12 protein-coding genes are annotated in these 16858 nt (G+C 72.6%); 6 read left to right on the plus strand and 6 right to left on the minus strand.

Annotation, left to right across the window (positions count from 1 at the left end):
- Positions 1 to 2: 2 nt before the first annotated feature.
- Positions 3 to 836 carry an Fpg/Nei family DNA glycosylase gene (locus tag BMX65_RS17965; protein ID WP_075001351.1) on the minus strand — a complete coding sequence of 278 codons (834 nt, stop codon included), beginning with the start codon at positions 834 to 836 and terminating at the stop codon, positions 3 to 5.
- Positions 837 to 839: 3 nt separating this feature from the next.
- Complete coding sequence (locus BMX65_RS17970; protein WP_075001352.1) at positions 840 to 1325, minus strand: ribose-5-phosphate isomerase; 486 nt, start codon at positions 1323 to 1325, stop codon at positions 840 to 842.
- Between the two features lie 227 nt (positions 1326 to 1552).
- Between BMX65_RS17970 and BMX65_RS17975 the strand changes: the two genes are divergently transcribed.
- Positions 1553 to 3106, plus strand: coding sequence for an amino acid permease (locus tag BMX65_RS17975; RefSeq protein ID WP_075001353.1), 1554 nt, complete (start codon positions 1553 to 1555; stop codon positions 3104 to 3106).
- Positions 3107 to 3234: 128 nt separating this feature from the next.
- Here BMX65_RS17975 and BMX65_RS17980 read toward each other — a convergent pair whose 3' ends face one another.
- Positions 3235 to 3840, minus strand: coding sequence for a biotin transporter BioY (locus BMX65_RS17980; protein ID WP_075001354.1), 606 nt, complete (start codon positions 3838 to 3840; stop codon positions 3235 to 3237).
- Between the two features lie 354 nt (positions 3841 to 4194).
- Between BMX65_RS17980 and BMX65_RS17985 the strand changes: the two genes are divergently transcribed.
- Both BMX65_RS17985 and BMX65_RS17990 read left to right on the plus strand, forming a co-directional pair.
- The gene (locus BMX65_RS17985; protein WP_075001355.1) at positions 4195 to 5649 is read left to right on the plus strand and encodes an amino acid permease; all 1455 of its coding nucleotides are present in this window, start codon (positions 4195 to 4197) and stop codon (positions 5647 to 5649) included.
- A gap of 177 nt (positions 5650 to 5826) precedes the next feature.
- Positions 5827 to 6468 (plus strand): superoxide dismutase, encoded by a 642-nt coding sequence (locus BMX65_RS17990; RefSeq protein WP_075001564.1) that lies wholly within the window; start codon positions 5827 to 5829, stop codon positions 6466 to 6468.
- 217 nt (positions 6469 to 6685) lie between these two features.
- On the opposite strand, the gene BMX65_RS17995 is transcribed toward BMX65_RS17990, so the two are convergent.
- Positions 6686 to 7315 (minus strand): mycothiol-dependent nitroreductase Rv2466c family protein, encoded by a 630-nt coding sequence (locus BMX65_RS17995; RefSeq protein ID WP_075001356.1) that lies wholly within the window; start codon positions 7313 to 7315, stop codon positions 6686 to 6688.
- A 213-nt stretch (positions 7316 to 7528) separates the two neighbouring features.
- Here BMX65_RS17995 and pepN (BMX65_RS18000) point away from each other — a divergent pair, with 213 nt between their 5' ends.
- Entirely contained in the window at positions 7529 to 10162 is a 2634-nt protein-coding gene (pepN, locus tag BMX65_RS18000) for an aminopeptidase N (protein ID WP_075001357.1), read from the plus strand.
- A 60-nt stretch (positions 10163 to 10222) separates the two neighbouring features.
- Here pepN (BMX65_RS18000) and BMX65_RS18005 read toward each other — a convergent pair whose 3' ends face one another.
- Complete coding sequence (locus tag BMX65_RS18005) at positions 10223 to 11209, minus strand: LysR family transcriptional regulator (protein ID WP_075001358.1); 987 nt, start codon at positions 11207 to 11209, stop codon at positions 10223 to 10225.
- Positions 11210 to 11441: 232 nt separating this feature from the next.
- Between BMX65_RS18005 and snpA the strand changes: the two genes are divergently transcribed.
- Positions 11442 to 12119, plus strand: coding sequence for a snapalysin (gene snpA, locus BMX65_RS18010; protein WP_075001359.1), 678 nt, complete (start codon positions 11442 to 11444; stop codon positions 12117 to 12119).
- 97 nt (positions 12120 to 12216) lie between these two features.
- Here the strand turns inward: snpA and pepN (BMX65_RS18015) are convergent, their stop codons facing one another.
- Complete coding sequence (gene pepN / locus BMX65_RS18015; RefSeq protein WP_075001360.1) at positions 12217 to 14799, minus strand: aminopeptidase N; 2583 nt, start codon at positions 14797 to 14799, stop codon at positions 12217 to 12219.
- Positions 14800 to 14979: 180 nt separating this feature from the next.
- Here pepN (BMX65_RS18015) and BMX65_RS18020 point away from each other — a divergent pair, with 180 nt between their 5' ends.
- Entirely contained in the window at positions 14980 to 16836 is a 1857-nt protein-coding gene (locus BMX65_RS18020; RefSeq protein ID WP_239501819.1) for a TIGR03767 family metallophosphoesterase, read from the plus strand.
- Positions 16837 to 16858: the final 22 nt, after the last annotated feature.

Here is a 16858-nt window from a genome sequence, read left to right on the forward strand (position 1 = left end):
GGTCACCGGCGCTGGCAGGAGGGGCACCAGAAGAGGTTCCGGGCCGCGAGTTCCGCGGTGGCGACCGGGCCGCCGCACACCAGGCAGGGCTGTCCGGCCCGGCGGTAGACGTAGACCTCGCCGCCGTGGTCGTCCACGCGCGGCGGGCGTCCCATGGCCTCGGGGGTGTGCTCGTGGCGCACGGTGTCGATGCGGTTCTTGCGGACGCCGTCGGTCATCAGCGCGACGAGGTCGTCCCAGAGCGCTTCCCATGCGGTGCGGGTGAGGTCCCGACCGGCGCGGTAGGGGTCGATGCCGTGCCGGAAGAGCACCTCGGCGCGGTAGACGTTGCCGACCCCGGCGACGATCTTCTGGTCCATCAGCAGCGCGGCGACGGTGGTGCGGCTGCGGGAGATCCGCGCCCAGGCGGCTGCCGGGTCGGAGGCAGGGCGCAGCGGGTCGGGGCCGAGCCGGTCGCCGACCGCCTGCTTCTCCGGTTCGGTCAGCAGTTCGCAGCGGGTGGGCCCGCGCAGGTCGGCGTAGTGCAGCGGGCCCGCGGGGCGCTCGCCGGGGCGGGTGACCAGCCGCAGCCTGACCTGCCCGACGGGTGCCGGGGGCGGGCCCTCGCCGAACCGGAAGGTGCCGTAGAGGCCCAGGTGGATGTGGACCCAGCCGACCGGCCCGAAGCCCAGGAACAGGTGCTTGCCGTGCGCCTCGGTGGCCGACGGCGCCGCGCCGTCCAGCAGCGCGGCGCCGTCGGCGAACTTGCCCTGGGGGCTGGAGACGTCCAGCGGGTGTCCGGCGAACCGGTCCGCGACCTCGCGGGCGAGCCGGTGGATGGTGTGGCCCTCGGGCACGGCTCAGGGCTGGGGGTGGTGCGCGGGCACGGGCGGCAGCTCGCCGCTGCGCTCGAAGTCGGCGAGCATCGCGATACGGCGCCGGTGCCGCTCGCCCTCGGAGAAGGGGGTGTTCAGGAAGGTCTCCACGAAGGAGACGGCCTCCTCGGTGGTGTGCATCCGGGCGCCCACGCTGACCAGGTTGGCGTCGTTGTGCTCGCGGGCCAGGGCGGCCGTCTCGGTGCTCCAGGCCAGGGCGCAGCGGGCGCCGGGGACCTTGTTGGCGGCCATCTGCTCGCCGTTGCCGGAGCCGCCGATGACGATGCCGAGCGCCTCGCCGTCCGCGGCGGTGCGCTGCGCGGCGCGCAGGCAGAAGGGCGGGTAGTCGTCCTCGGCGTCATAGATGTGGGGGCCGCAGTCGACGGGCTCGTGGCCGGCCGTGCGGAGCCACTCGACGAGGTGGTTCTTCAGTTCGAAACCGGCGTGATCGGAGCCGAGGTAGACGCGCATGACGGAGAGTGTGCCATCTTCGCCGGGCGACCGGCCGCCCAGGGCGCGGTCAGGCGGCGCGAGGCCCGGTCAGACGGCGGAGCAGGACGTGTTTCTCAGCCGTACGGGATGTTTTTCCGATGTTCCGTAGGCAACAATCGTGATTCACCTCTTCCATAGGGGGCGGTACGGGCCGTTACATGTGAGCGCTCGTTTGCACACCACCCTCATTAGGAGCCGGCTGCCCCATGAGTTCCCAGCACACCCCGCGCACGTCGGGGGAGCCGCCACAGAGCCCGTCCGCACCCGGTACCGGGGACGGCGACGGCCTCCAGGCGGGTCTCAAGAACCGCCATCTGTCCATGATCGCCATCGGCGGCGTCATCGGCGCCGGACTCTTCATCGGCTCCAAGGCCGGTATCGCGGACGCCGGTCCCGGCATCCTGCTGTCCTACGCACTCGCCGGGCTGCTCGTCGTCCTGGTGATGCGGATGCTGGGCGAGATGGCCGCCGCCCAGCCGACCTCCGGGTCGTTCTCCACCTACGCCGACCGTGCGCTGGGCCGCTGGGCCGGGTTCACCATCGGCTGGCTGTACTGGTTCTTCTGGTCCGTCGTGCTCGCCGTCGAGGCGACCGCGGCCGCCGAGATCCTGGAAGGCTGGGCGCCCGCGGTACCGCAGTGGGGCTGGGCCCTGCTGGTGATGCTGGTACTGACCGGCACCAACCTGATCTCCGTCGGCTCCTACGGCGAGTTCGAGTTCTGGTTCGCGGGGATCAAGGTCGTCGCGATCATCGCGTTCATCGTCATCGGCGTGATCGCCTTCGCGGGCCTGCCGCCCGCCGACCACTTCGCGGGGACGGAGAACCTGACCGGGCACGGCGGATTCCTGCCCCACGGGCCCGGAGCGATCCTCTCCGGCATGCTGCTGGTGGTCTTCTCGTTCATGGGCAGCGAGATCGTGACCCTGGCCGCCGCCGAGTCGCCGAACCCGGTCGACGCCGTACGCAAGGCCGTCAACAGCGTGATCTGGCGGATCGGGCTGTTCTACATCGGCTCGATCTTCGTGATCGTCTCGCTGCTGCCCTGGGACTCGAAGGCGATCGCCTCCGAGGGCCCGTACGTGGCCGTGCTGAACTCGCTGGACATCCCGTACGCGGGCACCGTCATGGACGTCGTGGTGCTGACCGCCGTGCTCTCCTGCCTGAACTCGGGCCTGTACACCGCGTCGCGGATGGCCTTCTCGCTGGGTGAGCGCAAGGACGCGCCGGCCTCCTTCGGCCGCACCAACGGCCGCGGTGTGCCCACCACCGCGATCCTGGCCTCGGTGGCGTTCGGGTTCGTCGCGGTCTTCTTCAACTACATCGCCAAGGACACGGTCTTCGAGTTCCTGCTGAACTCCTCCGGCGCCGTCGCCCTCTTCGTCTGGCTGGTCATCTGCGCCTCGCAACTGCGGATGCGGCGCCGGATCGAGCGGGAGGCACCGGAGAAGCTGACCGTGCGGATGTGGCTGTACCCGTATCTGACCTGGGCGACCATCGGCCTGATCGTCTTCGTGATCGGCTACATGTTCACCGACGAGGACGGCCGGATCCAGATGATCCTGTCGCTCGCCGTCGCCGCCGTGGTGCTGGCGGCCTCGCTGGTCAAGGACCGGATCGTCCGGCAGCGGGGCGAACCGCTGCCCGGCGCTCCCGGCACCGGCGGGCCCTCCGGCGAGGACGGCAGCGGGCCGGACGGCGCCGCGACCGGCCGGGTGCCGGAGCCCGCCGGGGAGGCAGACCCGCAGCCGACCCGCCACTGAGCGCTACCCGGCAGGCGGCCCCGCCCCGGGCGGGGCCGCAGAGCAAGCCGAGGGGGCCCGGCGCCGCGACGGCGCCGGGCCCCCTCGGGCACAGCAGGTCCCGGCCCGTATCCGGCCGGGCGCGGATGTCAGTCCTGGCGGCCCGCCAGCTTCCAGGCCGCGGGCAGCGCGCCCATCGCCAGTGCGGCCTTGACGGCGTCGCCGAGCAGGAAGGGCACCAGCCCGGCGGCGAGCGCCTCACCGGCCGACATACCGGTGGACAGCGCCAGGTAGGGGACGCCGAGCGCGTAGATGATCGCCGTACCGACCGCCATGGTCCCGGCCGTGCGCAGCACGCCGCGGTCACCGCCGCGGCGGGCGAGGGCGCCCACGGCGAGCGAGGCCAGCACCATGCCGAACACATAGCCGAGCGAGGGGATCCCGACCCCCGCGGACGCCTGCGCGAACCACGGCACCCCGGCCATGCCCGCCACCGCGTACAGCGCCAAGGCCAGGAAACCGCGCCCGGCGCCCAGTCCGGCGCCGACCAGCAGCGCGGCGAAGGTCTGGCCGGTGACCGGCACGGGCGAGCCCGGGATCGGCACCGCGAGCTGGGCGGCGGCGCCGGTCAGTGCGGCGCCGCCGAGGACGAGTGCGACGTCCCGGACCCGGGCGCGCGCTGAGCTGGAGGCGGGCAGCAGATCCGCGAGCACGGCTCCCGGACGCGGTGTGGCTGCGGAAGTGAGGGCACTCATCTGGCATCTCCGTCTGGTGCGAGCTGGTAGAAGCAGGCACGGGCGCGCAGAACGTCGGCCTCGTGCGCGTCGACGCTAGCCGAATCCGCTCGTGCGCCGAGCGTGAGCGGGGCGTGAGCTTGCTGACAGTGCGCGGCGGCGTGAGCTTGCTGACAGTGCGCGGCGCGGAAGGGCCGGTTCGCCCCGGTTCACCGCCGAAGGGGCTGTCCGCATTGCGGAAAGCACTGCACGATTATTGCCGTGCCGGGGCAGGCTCCCGAACACTGTGGAAACGCCAGTCTCCCCGATGGCTGCGGGACCACGCGCAGCGCCCCGTCCCCCGCTCACCCTCACACACTCCAGGAACGGCCACTGATGACGCGCACCGAGACCTCCGACGCGCCACACCCTCCCGGCGAACCCGCCGCGCGCTCCGGCCCGCCGGAGGGCACCGGCCCCTCCGGCGGTGCCCTCGCGCACGGCCTCAAGCAGCGCCACCTCTCGATGATCGCCCTGGGCGGCGTCATCGGCGCGGGGCTCTTCGTCGGCTCCGGCGCGGGCATCGCCGCCGCGGGCCCCGCGATCGTCCTCGCGTACGCCGCCTCCGGCGCGCTGGTGATGCTCGTCATGCGGATGCTGGGCGAGATGTCGGCGGCCCGCCCGGCCTCCGGCTCCTTCTCGGTCCACGCGGAGCGGGCCCTGGGACCGTGGGCGGGTTTCACCGCGGGCTGGATCTACTGGACGCTGCTGTGCGTGGCCATCGCCACGGAGGCGACCGCGGCCGCGAAGATCATGACCGGCTGGCTGCCCGGGACCGAGCAGTGGATGTGGGTCGCGCTCTTCATGCTCGTCTTCTGCGCCACCAACCTGGCCCAGGTGCGCAACTTCGGCGAGTACGAGTTCTGGTTCGCGGCGGTGAAGGTCCTGGCCATCAGCGCCTTCCTGGTGCTGGGCGGGCTCGCGATAGCCGGCCTGCTGCCGGGCACCGACTCGCCGGGCGCCGGCAACCTGACCGGGGACGGGGGCTTCTTCCCGACCGGCACCGAGGGGCTGATCGTGGGGCTGCTCGCCTCGGTGTTCGCGTTCGGCGGTCTGGAGACGGTGACGATCGCGGCAGCCGAGTCGGAGAAGCCGGTCTCGGGTGTCGCCAAGGCGGTCCGCACCGCGGTGTGGCGGATCGCGCTGTTCTACGTCGGCTCGATGCTGGTGATCGTCACGCTGATCCCGTGGCAGGACGAGTCGGTGCTCTCCGGTCCCTACGCGGCGGTGCTGGACCACCTCGGCATCCCGGCCGCCGCGCAGATCATGAACGTGGTGGTGCTCATCGCGCTGCTGTCGGCGATGAACGCCAACATCTACGGCGCCTCGCGGATGTCGTACTCGCTGGTGGAACGGGGCGAGGGCCCGGCGTTCCTGAACCGGGTGAGCGCCCAGGGGGTGCCGCGCTACGCGGTAGTCGCCTCGTCCCTCTTCGGCTTCGTGGCGGTGCTGCTGAACTTCTTCTGGGAGAAGACGGTCTTCCAGTGGCTGCTGAACATGGTCGGTGCGGCGACGCTGGTGGTCTGGGGGTTCATCGCGGTCTCGCAGTTCCGCACCCGGCGCCGGCTGGAGCGTGAGGCACCCGAGAAGCTGGTGGTGCGGATGTGGCTGTTCCCCGGGCTGACCATCGTGGCGCTCGCCGGTATCGCCGCGATTCTGCTGCTGATGCTCCGCGAGGGCGACACCCGCACCCAGTTGGCGTTCACCGCGGGTCTGACGGTGGTGCTGGCCGCGGCCGGGTACCTCCGGCAGCGGCGCCGTCCGCAGACCCCGGCGCCTGCGGACGGCTGACCCGCCCGCAGGTCCTGACGGCTCCTCAGCGCGCGGCCGGACCCACGACTTCCGGCCGATCCGAAAGAGCGGAGCGCCCCCCGTGCGCGGGGGGCGCTCCGCTCTTTCGGCATCCGTTGCTGCTAGCTTCTTTTTGCAAGTAATATGCAATAGCGAGTGAGGGGCGAGAGCATGTCGATCACGACCTACACCTTGCCGGAGCTGCCGTACGACTACTCCGCGCTGGAGCCGGTCATCAGCGGCGAGATCATCGAACTGCACCACGACAAGCACCACGCCGGGTACGTGAAGGGGGCCAACGACACCCTGGAGCAGCTCGCGGAGGCCCGGGACAAGGACCAGTGGGGTTCCGTCAACGGGCTGGAGAAGAACCTCGCCTTCCACCTGTCCGGGCACATCCTGCACAGCATCTACTGGCAGAACATGACCGGCGACGGCGGCGGCGAGCCGCTGGAGAAGGACGGCACCGGCGAACTGGCCGACGCCATCGCCGAGTCGTTCGGCGGCTTCGCCAAGTTCAAGGCCCACCTCTCCAAGGCGGCGGCCACCACCCAGGGCTCGGGCTGGGGCGTACTGGCCTACGAGCCGGTCACCGGGCGGCTCATCGTCGAACAGGTCTACGATCACCAGGGCAACGTCGGCCAGGGCTCGGTGCCGCTGCTCGTGTTCGACGCCTGGGAGCACGCCTTCTACCTGCAGTACCGCAACCAGAAGGTGGACTTCGTCGAGGCCATGTGGCGCGTCGTCAACTGGCAGGACGTCGCCGCCCGGTACACCGCGGCGAAGGAGCGCGCCACCAGCCTGCTGCTCGCCCCGTAGCCGAGGAGCACACCCCTCGCCTGCGGCAAGCCTTCCACCCTCGTGATCGTCTTCTCACCTTTCCCGGGGGCGGAGGATGGCGGGGCCCCTGTGTGGACGTGACACGCAGGGGCCCCGCGTACTGCGGGAGCCGCTCTCCGGCACACCGGCGGACGCCGGCGGCGCCGAACGGGCCCCGCACACCGGACGGACCCTGCGGGCCGGGCACGCGGGCCCGTCAGTCGAAGAGCGGGCCCACGTCGCGGGTGCGCTTGATCTCGAAGAAGCCGGGGGTCGAGGCCACCATCAGGGTGCCGTCCCACAGCCGGGCCGCGGCCTCGCCCTTGGGCGCCGGGGTGACCACCGGGCCGAAGAAGGCGATCCGCCCGCCGTCCGCACCCGGCACGGCGATGACCGGGGTGCCGACCTCCTGGCCCACCAGCCCGATGCCCTCCTCGTGCGAGGTGCGCAGGGCCGCGTCGTAGGCGTCCGAGTCGGAGGCGTCGGCCAGCGAGGCCGGCAGCCCGACCTCGGCGAGCGACTCCAGGATCACCTCCCGGTCCAGCTCCCGCCCGCCCGGGTGGGCGCGGTTGCCCAGGGCGGTGTACAGCGGACCCAGCACCGCGGAGCCGTGCTCCTGCTCGGCGGCCACGCACACCCGCACCGGACCCCAGCCGCGGGCCATCAGCTCCCGGTACTTCTCCGGCAGCTCCTCCAGCCGCTTCTCGTTGAGCACCGACAGGCTCATGACGTGCCAGCGGACCTCGATCGGCCGCAGCTTCTCCACCTCCAGCATCCAGCGGGAGGTCATCCACGCCCAGGGGCACAGCGGGTCGAACCAGAAATCGGCGGGCGTCTTCTCGGGCATGGGCCTCTCCTCGGCGACGACGGTCTGCTGCACCGCGGCCGCTGCCGCGGTGTGACCGGTGTGACGATGGTCTCCGACGCCGACAACGCACCGGGCGGGCGACGGCATTCCCGGGTGTGCCCGCCCGGCGCCGCATGCGATCCTGAACAGGCTGTCGACCATGCGGTCCGTGCCACGCGGCGGGGCCGCGACCGATCGGAGAGGAAGCGCGGCGTGCCCGGAGAGAACCTGACCCGCACGGAGGCCCGGGAGCGCGCGGCGCTGCTGACCGTGAGCGGGTACGACGTGGCGCTGGACCTGCGCTCCGCCATCGAACCGCCGCCCGCCACCGGGCCCCGCACCTTCCGCTCGACCACCACCATCCGGTTCGCCTGCACCGAGGAGGGCGCCACCACCTTCGTGGACCTGGTGGCCCCGCACGTCCACTCGGTCACCCTGAACGGCGAGACACTCCGGGTCGAGGAGGTCTTCGACGGCGTCCGGGTCACACTGTCCGGGCTGCGGGCCGCGAACGAGGTGACGATCGACGCGCAGTGCGCCTACAGCCGCACCGGCGAGGGCCTGCACCACTTCCTCGACCCCGAGGACGGGCAGGTCTACCTCTACACCCAGTACGAGCCGGCCGACGCGCGCCGCGTCTTCGCGACCTTCGAACAGCCCGACCTCAAGGCGCCCTTCGACTTCACCGTCACCGCCCCCGCCGACTGGACGGTGCTCAGCAACGGCGCCCAGGAGGGCGAGCCGCGCCCGGTGGACGACGGAGCCGCGGCCCTGTGGCGGTTCGCCCGCACCGAGTCCATCTCGACGTACATCACCGCCGTCGTCGCGGGCCCGTACCACTACGTCGCCGACACCTACCGGCGCACCCTGGAGGACGGCAGCGAGCTGGAGATCCCGCTGGGCGCCCTGTGCCGCAAGGGGCTGGCCCGCTACTTCGACCCGCAGGACATCTTCACCGTCACCAAGCAGGGCCTGGACTTCTTCCACGACCACTTCGACTACCCGTACCCGTTCGGCAAGTACGACCAGGCGTTCGTGCCGGAGTACAACATCGGCGCCATGGAGAACCCGGGCTGCGTGACCTTCCGCGAGGAGTTCGTCTTCCGCGGCAGGGTCACCGAAGCCTCCTACGAGGGCCGCGCCAACGTCATCCTGCACGAGATGGCGCACATGTGGTTCGGCGACCTGGTCACCATGGAGTGGTGGGACGACCTGTGGCTCAAGGAGTCCTTCGCGGACTTCATGGGCGCCTTCGCGCTGGTGGAGTCCACCCGCTTCCGGGACGGCTGGATCACCTTCGCCAACCGCCGCAAGTCCTGGGCCTACCGGGCCGACCAGCTCCCCTCCACCCACCCGGTCACCGCCGACATCCGGGACCTGGAGGACGCCAAGCTCAACTTCGACGGCATCACCTACGCCAAGGGCGCCTCCGTCCTCAAGCAGCTCGTCGCCTACGTCGGCAAGGACGCCTTCCTGGAGGGCGCCCGGCGTTACTTCAAGCGGCACCAGTGGGGCAACACCCGCCTGGAGGACCTGCTGTCCGTGCTGGAGGAGACCTCGGGCCGGGACATGGCCGAGTGGTCCAAGGCGTGGCTGCAGACCGCCGGGGTCAACACCCTCACGCCGCAGCTCACCTACGACGCGGCCGGCCGGGTCACCGAGCTCGCCGTGCTGCAGGAAGCCGCCTCCGCGGAGCACCCCGTGCTGCGCCCGCACCGCGTCGCGGTGGGCCTCTACCGGCGCGACCCGGCGCGGGGCGTCCTGGAGCGCTACGCCCGCGCCGAGGTCGACGTCGCGGGCCCGCGCACCCCGGTCGCCGAACTGGCCGGTGCGGAGCGGCCGGATCTGGTGCTGGTGAACGACGACGACCTGACCTACTGCAAGGTCCGGTTCGACGAGGCGTCCCTGGCGACCCTGCGCGCACACCTCGGCGAGCTGACCGACCCCGCGCCCGGCCCCTCCGGCGCCGGACACTCGCTGGCCCGCGCGCTGTGCTGGTCCGCCGTGTGGAACCTCACCCGGGACGGACTGATGCCGGCGCGGGACTTCCTCGACCTCGTGCTGCGGTTCGCCGGGCAGGAGACCGAGATCGGCGTGCTGCAGATGCTGCACGGCCAGGCGAAGCTGGCCCTGGACCACTACACGGCCCGCGAGCGGCGCCCCGAGGCCGGGCGGCTGCTGTCGGAGTGCGCGGTCACCCGGCTGCGGCAGGCCGAGCCGGGCAGCGGACACCAGTTGGCCTGGGCCCGCTTCCTCGCCGCCGTCGCCTCCCGCGAGGAGGAACTGCGACTGCTGCAGGGCCTGCTGGCCGGCACCGCCCGGATCGACGGACTGGCGGTGGACCAGGAGCTGCGCTGGACCGTCCTGGGCGCCCTGACCGCCGCCGGACTGGCCGACGAGCAGGCCGTCGACGCCGAACTGGCGCGGGACGACACCGCCTCCGGCAAGCGGCACCAGGTCCGCTGCCTGGCCGCGCGCCCCTCGGCCGCGGTCAAGGCGCAGGCGTGGGCCTCCGTGGTGGAGTCGGACACACTGTCCAACTCCCTGGTCGAAGCGACGATCTCCGGCTTCGCGCAGCCCGGCCAGACCGAGCTGACCGCGCCGTACACCGCGCGCTACTTCGAGATGCTGGAGACGGTCTGGGCCACGCGCTCGATCGAGATCGGCATGGCCGTCGTGCGGGGCCTGTTCCCCGCGGCACAGGGCGACCAGGCCACGCTCGACGCCGCCGACGCCTGGCTGACCGGGCATCCGGACGCCGCGCCCGCGCTGCGGCGGCTGGTCTCCGAGGCCCGGGACGACCTGGCCCGGGCGCTGCGCGCCCAACGCGCCGACGCCGCCGCGTAGTCCCGCTCCGCGGGCCGGTCCCGACGCCGGCCCGCGGCGGGACCGGCCCGGCGGGAATCCTCAGGCCACGACGGTGAGTCCGGGATCGCGCCGGGCGGCCAGCCAGCGCGCGTAGGCCGGGCTGCCCAGAGCCACCTCCTCGTAGGAGGCGCGGAGGTCCTCGACCACGCCGTCCCCCTCGATGCCCGCGCGCCGTCCGGCCCGCAGCGCCACCAAAAGCCGCACCCCGAGCGGATCCCCCGCCAACGGAACGATGGACATGCCCGGCCGCGGCTGCGAGGTGGGCTGGCACGGGGTGACGACCTCCCCCGCGGCGACCAGATCGCCCGCGGACAGATAATCGCCGTACACCACCCGCGGATCGATCCGCGCCGCCGCGAACACCCTGCGCAGCCCGTCCCAGTCGCCGTCGACCGACGGGTCGACCATCCACTTCTCCCCGGCGAGCTCCGCGACGGCCACGGCCCGCCCGGCCCGCGCCGCCGGATGGGTGGCGGGCACGGCGACGAACTGGGGCTCGCGCCGCACCAGGACCCGCAGCCGGATGCCGTCGGGGACCCGCAGCGGGGCTCCCTCGACCTCGTGCACGAAGGCGGCGTCGAGCTGGTTGTCCGCGACCATCTGCAGCAGTGTGTTCGCCGAGACATCGGTCTGGAAGGTGATGTCGGTGTCCGGGAGCCGGCGGTGCAGGCGGCGCAGCCAGCCCGGGACGGCCCTGCTGCCGGTGCTGGCGAGCCGCAGCCGCGTCCCGGGGTCCGCGTGGCCGAGCCCGGCGGCGTCCTTGGCCTCCCGGATCAGCTCCGTCATCTGCGCGACGATCGGCCGGGCGCGGGTGAGGACGGTGCGGCCCAGCGGCGTGGGCCTGCTGCCGGTCCGCTCCCGGTTGAAGAGCGGTCCGCCGACGGCCTGTTCGATCCGCCTGAGCTGGGTCGTCAGCGAAGGCTGCGTCATACCGAGCTGACGGGCGGCCTTGTGCACGCTGCCGGTGTCGGCGATCGCACACACTGCGCGAAGATGCCTCACTTCGAGCTCCACACCGCGGAGCATATCGGCGGGTCGCGGGTCCCACCAGAGAGCGCCGGACCGGTGAACGGTGCGCGAACGCCCGTGCGGCGCAGGGGGATTCACCGGTCCTATCGGGAGTTGGCATCATTCCGGAACGCCGTCCGTTCGAACAGACTCTCCCGGAGCAGCAATCCGTCCGGAGGGACCGGCGGCGCCCCCCACGCCAACATCCCAGAGCGGCGCCGGTTTCTCCGAAACCGAGGAGAGACCCCCCATGGAATACCGCAGATCGACTCTTTCGGCGGCGCTCGGCCTGGGCGTGACCGTCGCACTCGGCCTGGGTGCCGTGCCCGCCTCCGCAGCGGACGACGCAGCCGCCTCCCCCGCGGCGTCCTCGACGGCAGCCTCCCCCACCACTCAGGGCTTCACCGGCGAGAACGAGCAGCGCAACGAGAAGTTCTTCAAGTTCATCGTCAAGGAAGCCTTCAAGAAGCAGGCCGAGAAGCCGGGCATCCAGCGGGTCACCATCAACTACAGCACCAGCCGCGCGCCCTCCTTCCGCAGCGAGATCGCCAACAGCACGGCGGTGTGGAACTCGGCCGTCTCGAACGTGAAGCTGGCCGAGGGCGGCGGCGCCAGCTTCGACTACCGCGAGGGCAACGACTCGCGCGGCAGCTACGCCTACACCGACGGGCACGGCAGGGGATACATCTTCCTGGACTACGCCCAGAACCAGCGGTACGACTCCGACCGCGTCGTCGCGCACGAGACCGGTCACGTGCTCGGTCTGCCGGACCACTACTCCGGGCCCTGCAGCGAGCTGATGTCGGGCGGCGGCCCCGGCACGTCCTGCACCAACGACCGGCCCAACGCCGCCGAGCGTGCGCGCGTCGAGCAACTGTGGGCGAACGGCGTGGCGTCCGTCGCGTTCGAGAACGTCGGCTTCAAGTGATCCGCACCCGCACCTGATCCACCCCCCGCACGTCGGCCCCCGGTCACCACCGGGGGCCGATGCGCGTGCGGCGGCAGCGGGGAGCGCCGCCGGGCCGTCAGCCCGCGGCGCCCGCCGCCGCGTCCGCGGCCTGGGCGCGCAGCGCCCGCTCGACCCCGGAACGGGACTCGGTCACCAGGCGGCGCAGCGCAGCGCCCGGCTCCGCCGAGGCGAGCCAGGCGTCGGTGGCGTCCAGGGTCTCCTGCGAGACCTGCAGCGCAGGGTAGAGGCCGATGGCGACCTGCTGGGCCATCTCGTGGCTGCGCTGCTCCCACACGTCCTTGACGGCGGCGAAGTAGCGCTCGGTCCAGGGCTCCAGCAGGGTGCGCTGGTCGGTCTGGACGAAGCCGGAGATGACGGCCTCCTGCACCGCGTTGGGCAGCTCGTCGCCCTCCACCACGGCCCGCCACGCCTCCGCCTTGGCCTCCGGGGTGGGACGCGCCGCGCGTGCGGCGGCGGCGTGCCGCTCCCCCGCCGAGGTGGCGTCGCGCTCCAGCTCGGCTGCGATCTCCGCCTCGTCGGCCCGGCCGGTGGCGGCCAGCCGCTCCAGGAACGCCCAGCGCAGCTCCGTGTCGACGACCAGGCCCTCGACGGTGCGGCTGCCGTCCAGCAGCCCGGCCAGCAGGTCGAGCTGGGCGTCGGTGCGGGCCGCGGCGGCGAACGCACGGGCCCAGGCCAACTGGTGGTCGCTGCCCGGAGCGGCACCGCGGAGCTGCTCGTCGGCGGCCTCGGCCCAGCGGGTGAGCCCGGGCTCCCGGTGCTCGGGCGCCGCGTACAGGTCCAGGGCGAGCTTGACCTGGCGCTGCAGGGACTGCACGAGGCCGATGTCGGACTCCTTGCCGATGCCGGAGAGCACCAGCTCCAGGAAGGCGCTCGCGGACAGCTCGGCGTCGCGGGCCATGTCCCAGGCGGAGGCCCAGCACAGGGCGCGCGGCAGCGGGTCGGAGAAGTCGCCCAGGTGGCGGGTGACGTTGGCCAGCGACTCCTCGTCCAGCCGGACCTTGGCGTAGGTGTGGTCGCCGTCGTTGAGCAGCAGCACGTCGGGGCGCTTGCGGCTGCGGGGCAGCGGCACCTGGGTCAGCTCGCCGTCGACGTCGAGTTCGACGCTGTCGGTGCGGACCAGCTTGCCGTCCACCAGGTCGTAGAAGCCGACACCGAGGCGGTGCGGGCGCAGCGTCGGCTCGCCCTCGGCACCGGCGGGCAGCGCGGGGGCCTCCTGGCGGATGGCCAGCGCGGTGAGGGTGCCGTCCGACGCGCAGGTCGGCTCGGGCCGCAGGATGTTGATGCCGGCGGTCTCCAGCCAGGCCCGGGACCAGGTCTTCAGATCGCGCCCGGAGGTCTCCTCCAGGGCTCCGAGCAGATCGCTCAGCCGGGTGTTGCCCCACTGGTGGCGCTGGAAGTAGGCGCGGACGCCGCGGAAGAACTCCTCCATCCCGACATAGGCGACGAGCTGCTTGAGGACGGAGGCGCCCTTGGCGTAGGTGATGCCGTCGAAGTTGACCAGGACGTCGTCCAGGTCCCGGATCGGGGCCATGATCGGGTGGGTGGAGGGGAGCTGGTCCTGGCGGTAGGCCCAGGTCTTCATCTGGTTGGCGAAGCTGGTCCAGGCGTCCGGCCAGCGGCTGCCGGGGGCGTGCGCCTGGCAGGCGATGGAGGTGTAGGTGGCGAACGATTCGTTCAGCCACAGGTCGTTCCACCACTCCATGGTGACCAGGTCGCCGAACCACATGTGGGCCAGCTCGTGCAGGATGGTCTCGGCGCGGCCCTCGTAGGCGGCGTCGGTGACCTTGGAGCGGAAGACGTACTGGTCCCGGATGGTGACGGCACCGGCGTTCTCCATGGCGCCCGCGTTGAACTCGGGCACGAAGAGCTGGTCGTACTTCTCGAACGGGTAGGGGTAGTCGAACTTCTCCTGGAACCAGTCGAAGCCCTGCCGGGTGACCTCGAAGATCGCGTCGGCGTCCAGGTACTCGGCCAGCGAGGGGCGGCAGTAGATGCCCAGCGGCACGCTGCGGCCGTCCGCGCCCTTCCCCTCCCAGCTGCTGTGCACCGAGTGGTACGGGCCGGTGATCAGTGCCGTGATGTAGGTGGAGATCCGCGGGGTGGGCGCGAAGCTCCAGACGTTGTCCCGCGGCTCGGGGGTGGGCGAGTTGGAGATCACCGTCCAGCCCTCGGGGGCGCGGACGGTGAACTGGAAGGTGGCCTTGAGGTCCGGCTGCTCGAAGGTGGTGAAGACCCGGCGCGCGTCCGGCACCTCGAACTGGGTGTAGAGGTACGCCTGGCCGTCGACCGGGTCCACGAAGCGGTGCAGGCCCTCGCCGGTGTTGGTGTAGGCGCAGTCGGCGACGACCCGGAGCTCCTGCGGCCCCTGGGGCAGTCCGCGCAGGGCGATGCGCGAGTCGGCGAAGACGGCCGCCGGGTCGAGGGCCTCGCCGTTGAGGGTGACCTCGTGCACGCTGGGCGCGATCAGATCGGCGAAGGTGTCCCCCGCAGCGGCCGTCTCGAAGCGGACCGTCGTCACCGAGCGGAAGGTGCCGCCCTCCTGCGCTCCGCTCAGATCCAGGTCGATCTCGTAGGAGTCCACGGTGAGCAGCCGGGCCCGCTCCTGGGCCTCCTCGCGCGTCAGATTCGTGCCAGGCACTTGTTTGGTCTCCCCACTCTCGCGGATCTCGTCGCAGTCGTGCTGGAGCCATACTTGCACGCGGTTGCGACACCCGGCGGCGGGCGTTCCCGCGCTGTTCAAACGGGGGTCATCCGGGCTGCCAATGCACCGGAGGAGGGGCTTCCCCGCCCCTGCCGAACCTCCGCACCGGGAGACCGCATGTCCTCTCGCAGCCGCACCGCGCCCGCCGACTCCCCCGACTCCCCCACCTCTCCCGCCTCTCCCGCCGCCCCCGGCTCTCCCGCCTCTCCCGCCGCCCCGCCCACCGGTCCCCCCGCGGACACCGCCGGGTCCGGGCCGGGTGGCCCCGACGGAGCACGCCCCGACGACGCACCCCGCCGGCCGCCGCCCGCGCGCGGCCCCGGGAGGCGCCGGGTGCTGGTGCTCGCCGGTTCGGCGGGAGCCGCCGCCGCGCTGGGCCCCGCGACCGGTTCGTCCCCCGCCGCCGCGCCCGCCTCAGGCACACCCGCGCGCCGCCGCGTCCCCACCCGCCGGGCCGCCGCGGACGCGCCGCACACCGGCACCACCCTCACCGGGGTCGCGGTGCCCTCCGGGGACGGCCCGTTCCGGCGCCTGGTGACCGGGCCCGGCTGGGCCCGGGTCGTCCGCTCCGAGTTGGCGCGGGCCGGTGCGCGGCGCGCCGCCCGGGCCGTCCCGCTGGCGTCCTTCGTCCAGTTCACCGACCTGCATCTGGTGGACGTGCAGCACCCGCTGCGCTACGAGTACCTGCGCGCGCAGACCGCGAGCGCCTGGCGGCCGCAGGAGTCGCTGTCGGTGGCCGGTGCCGTCTCGCTCGTCGAGCGGGTCAACGCGCTGGCCGGCGGCCCGGCCACCGGTGCCGCCCTCTCCTGCGTGGTGACCACGGGCGACAACACCGACAACAACTCGCGTGCCGAACTGGAGTGGTTCACGACCGTGCTGAGCGGCGGCCGGATCACGCCCGACACCGGCGACCCGCGGATCCACGAGGGGGTGCAGGACTGCGGGCTGCCGGACTTCTGGCAGCCGGACTCGGACATGCGCGACCGCGACAAGGCCGTCGGCTTCCCGCGGATGCGGGGCTTCCTGCGCGCCGCCGGGCGGCAGGTGGCCAGCCCCGGCCTGACGCTGCCCTGGTACGCCACGGTCGGCAATCACGACGCGCTGCCGGGCGGCTGCTTCGCCGCCGCCGACGCACGCGGCTTCTTCGCCGACTTCGCCACCGGCGACCGGAAGCTGATGCGGCTGCCCGAGGAGCAGGGCGCGCGGCTGTGGCGCGCCGTGGAACGCGGCCGCGACCCCGGGGGCCGGCTGTTCACGGAGATGCTGCGCGCCGAACGGCGCCGCATGCGCAAGGTCACCCCGGACCCCGCGCGTGCCCCGGTCACCCCGCGGGACTACGTCCGGGCCCTCGCCCGGCCGCAGGCGCTGGGTCCCGGCCCGGCCGGGCACGGATACACCGAGGAGAACGCGGAAGAAGGCTCCCTGTACTACGCCTTCCGGATAGCCCCGGACGTGATGGGCTACAGCCTGGACACCACCCGCCGGGACGGGCACTACACGGGCCGGGTCGGCCCGACGCAGCTGAGCTGGCTGCGACGGCAACTGGCGGCGCACCGCGACATGTACGCGCTCGTCTTCAGCCACCACACCAGCACCACGACGCCGGAGGGCGGCACGGAACTGCTGGCCCTGCTGCGGGACACCCCGCAGGCGCTGGCCTGGATCAACGGACACAGCCACCGCAACCGGATCACCCCGCACGGCACCTTCTGGGAGGTCAGTACGGCCTCCCACACCGACTTCCCGCAACTGGCGCGCACCCTGGAGCTGGTGGACAACCGGGACGGCACACTCTCGCTGTTCACCACCCTGATCGAATCGGCGGCCCCGCACCGTACGGACTTCACCGACCTGTCGCAGACCGGGCTGGCCTCCCTCTACCGGGAACTCGCCTTCAACGCACCCGGAGCCCGCCACGGGCTGGCGGGGGCCGAGGGCGACCGCAACACCGAACTGCTGCTCCGCAAGCCGTGACCCGCGGAGCACAGGACCGTGA

The sequence above is a fragment of the Streptomyces qinglanensis genome (assembly GCF_900111245.1).
GTDB lineage: Bacteria > Actinomycetota > Actinomycetes > Streptomycetales > Streptomycetaceae > Streptomyces > Streptomyces qinglanensis.

What these genes read in the sequence shown, in the direction of transcription:
- BMX65_RS17970 (WP_075001352.1), bottom strand. Translation starts at nt 1,325, where the DNA reads ATGCGCGTCTACCTCGGCTCCGATCACGCCGGTTTCGAACTGAAGAAC.
- BMX65_RS17975 (WP_075001353.1), top strand. Translation starts at nt 1,553, where the DNA reads ATGAGTTCCCAGCACACCCCGCGCACGTCGGGGGAGCCGCCACAGAGC.
- BMX65_RS17980 (WP_075001354.1), bottom strand. Translation starts at nt 3,840, where the DNA reads ATGAGTGCCCTCACTTCCGCAGCCACACCGCGTCCGGGAGCCGTGCTC.
- BMX65_RS17985 (WP_075001355.1), top strand. Translation starts at nt 4,195, where the DNA reads ATGACGCGCACCGAGACCTCCGACGCGCCACACCCTCCCGGCGAACCC.
- BMX65_RS17995 (WP_075001356.1), bottom strand. Translation starts at nt 7,315, where the DNA reads ATGCCCGAGAAGACGCCCGCCGATTTCTGGTTCGACCCGCTGTGCCCC.
- BMX65_RS18005 (WP_075001358.1), bottom strand. Translation starts at nt 11,209, where the DNA reads ATGCTCCGCGGTGTGGAGCTCGAAGTGAGGCATCTTCGCGCAGTGTGT.
- snpA (WP_075001359.1), top strand. Translation starts at nt 11,442, where the DNA reads ATGGAATACCGCAGATCGACTCTTTCGGCGGCGCTCGGCCTGGGCGTG.
- BMX65_RS18020 (WP_239501819.1), top strand. Translation starts at nt 14,980, where the DNA reads ATGTCCTCTCGCAGCCGCACCGCGCCCGCCGACTCCCCCGACTCCCCC.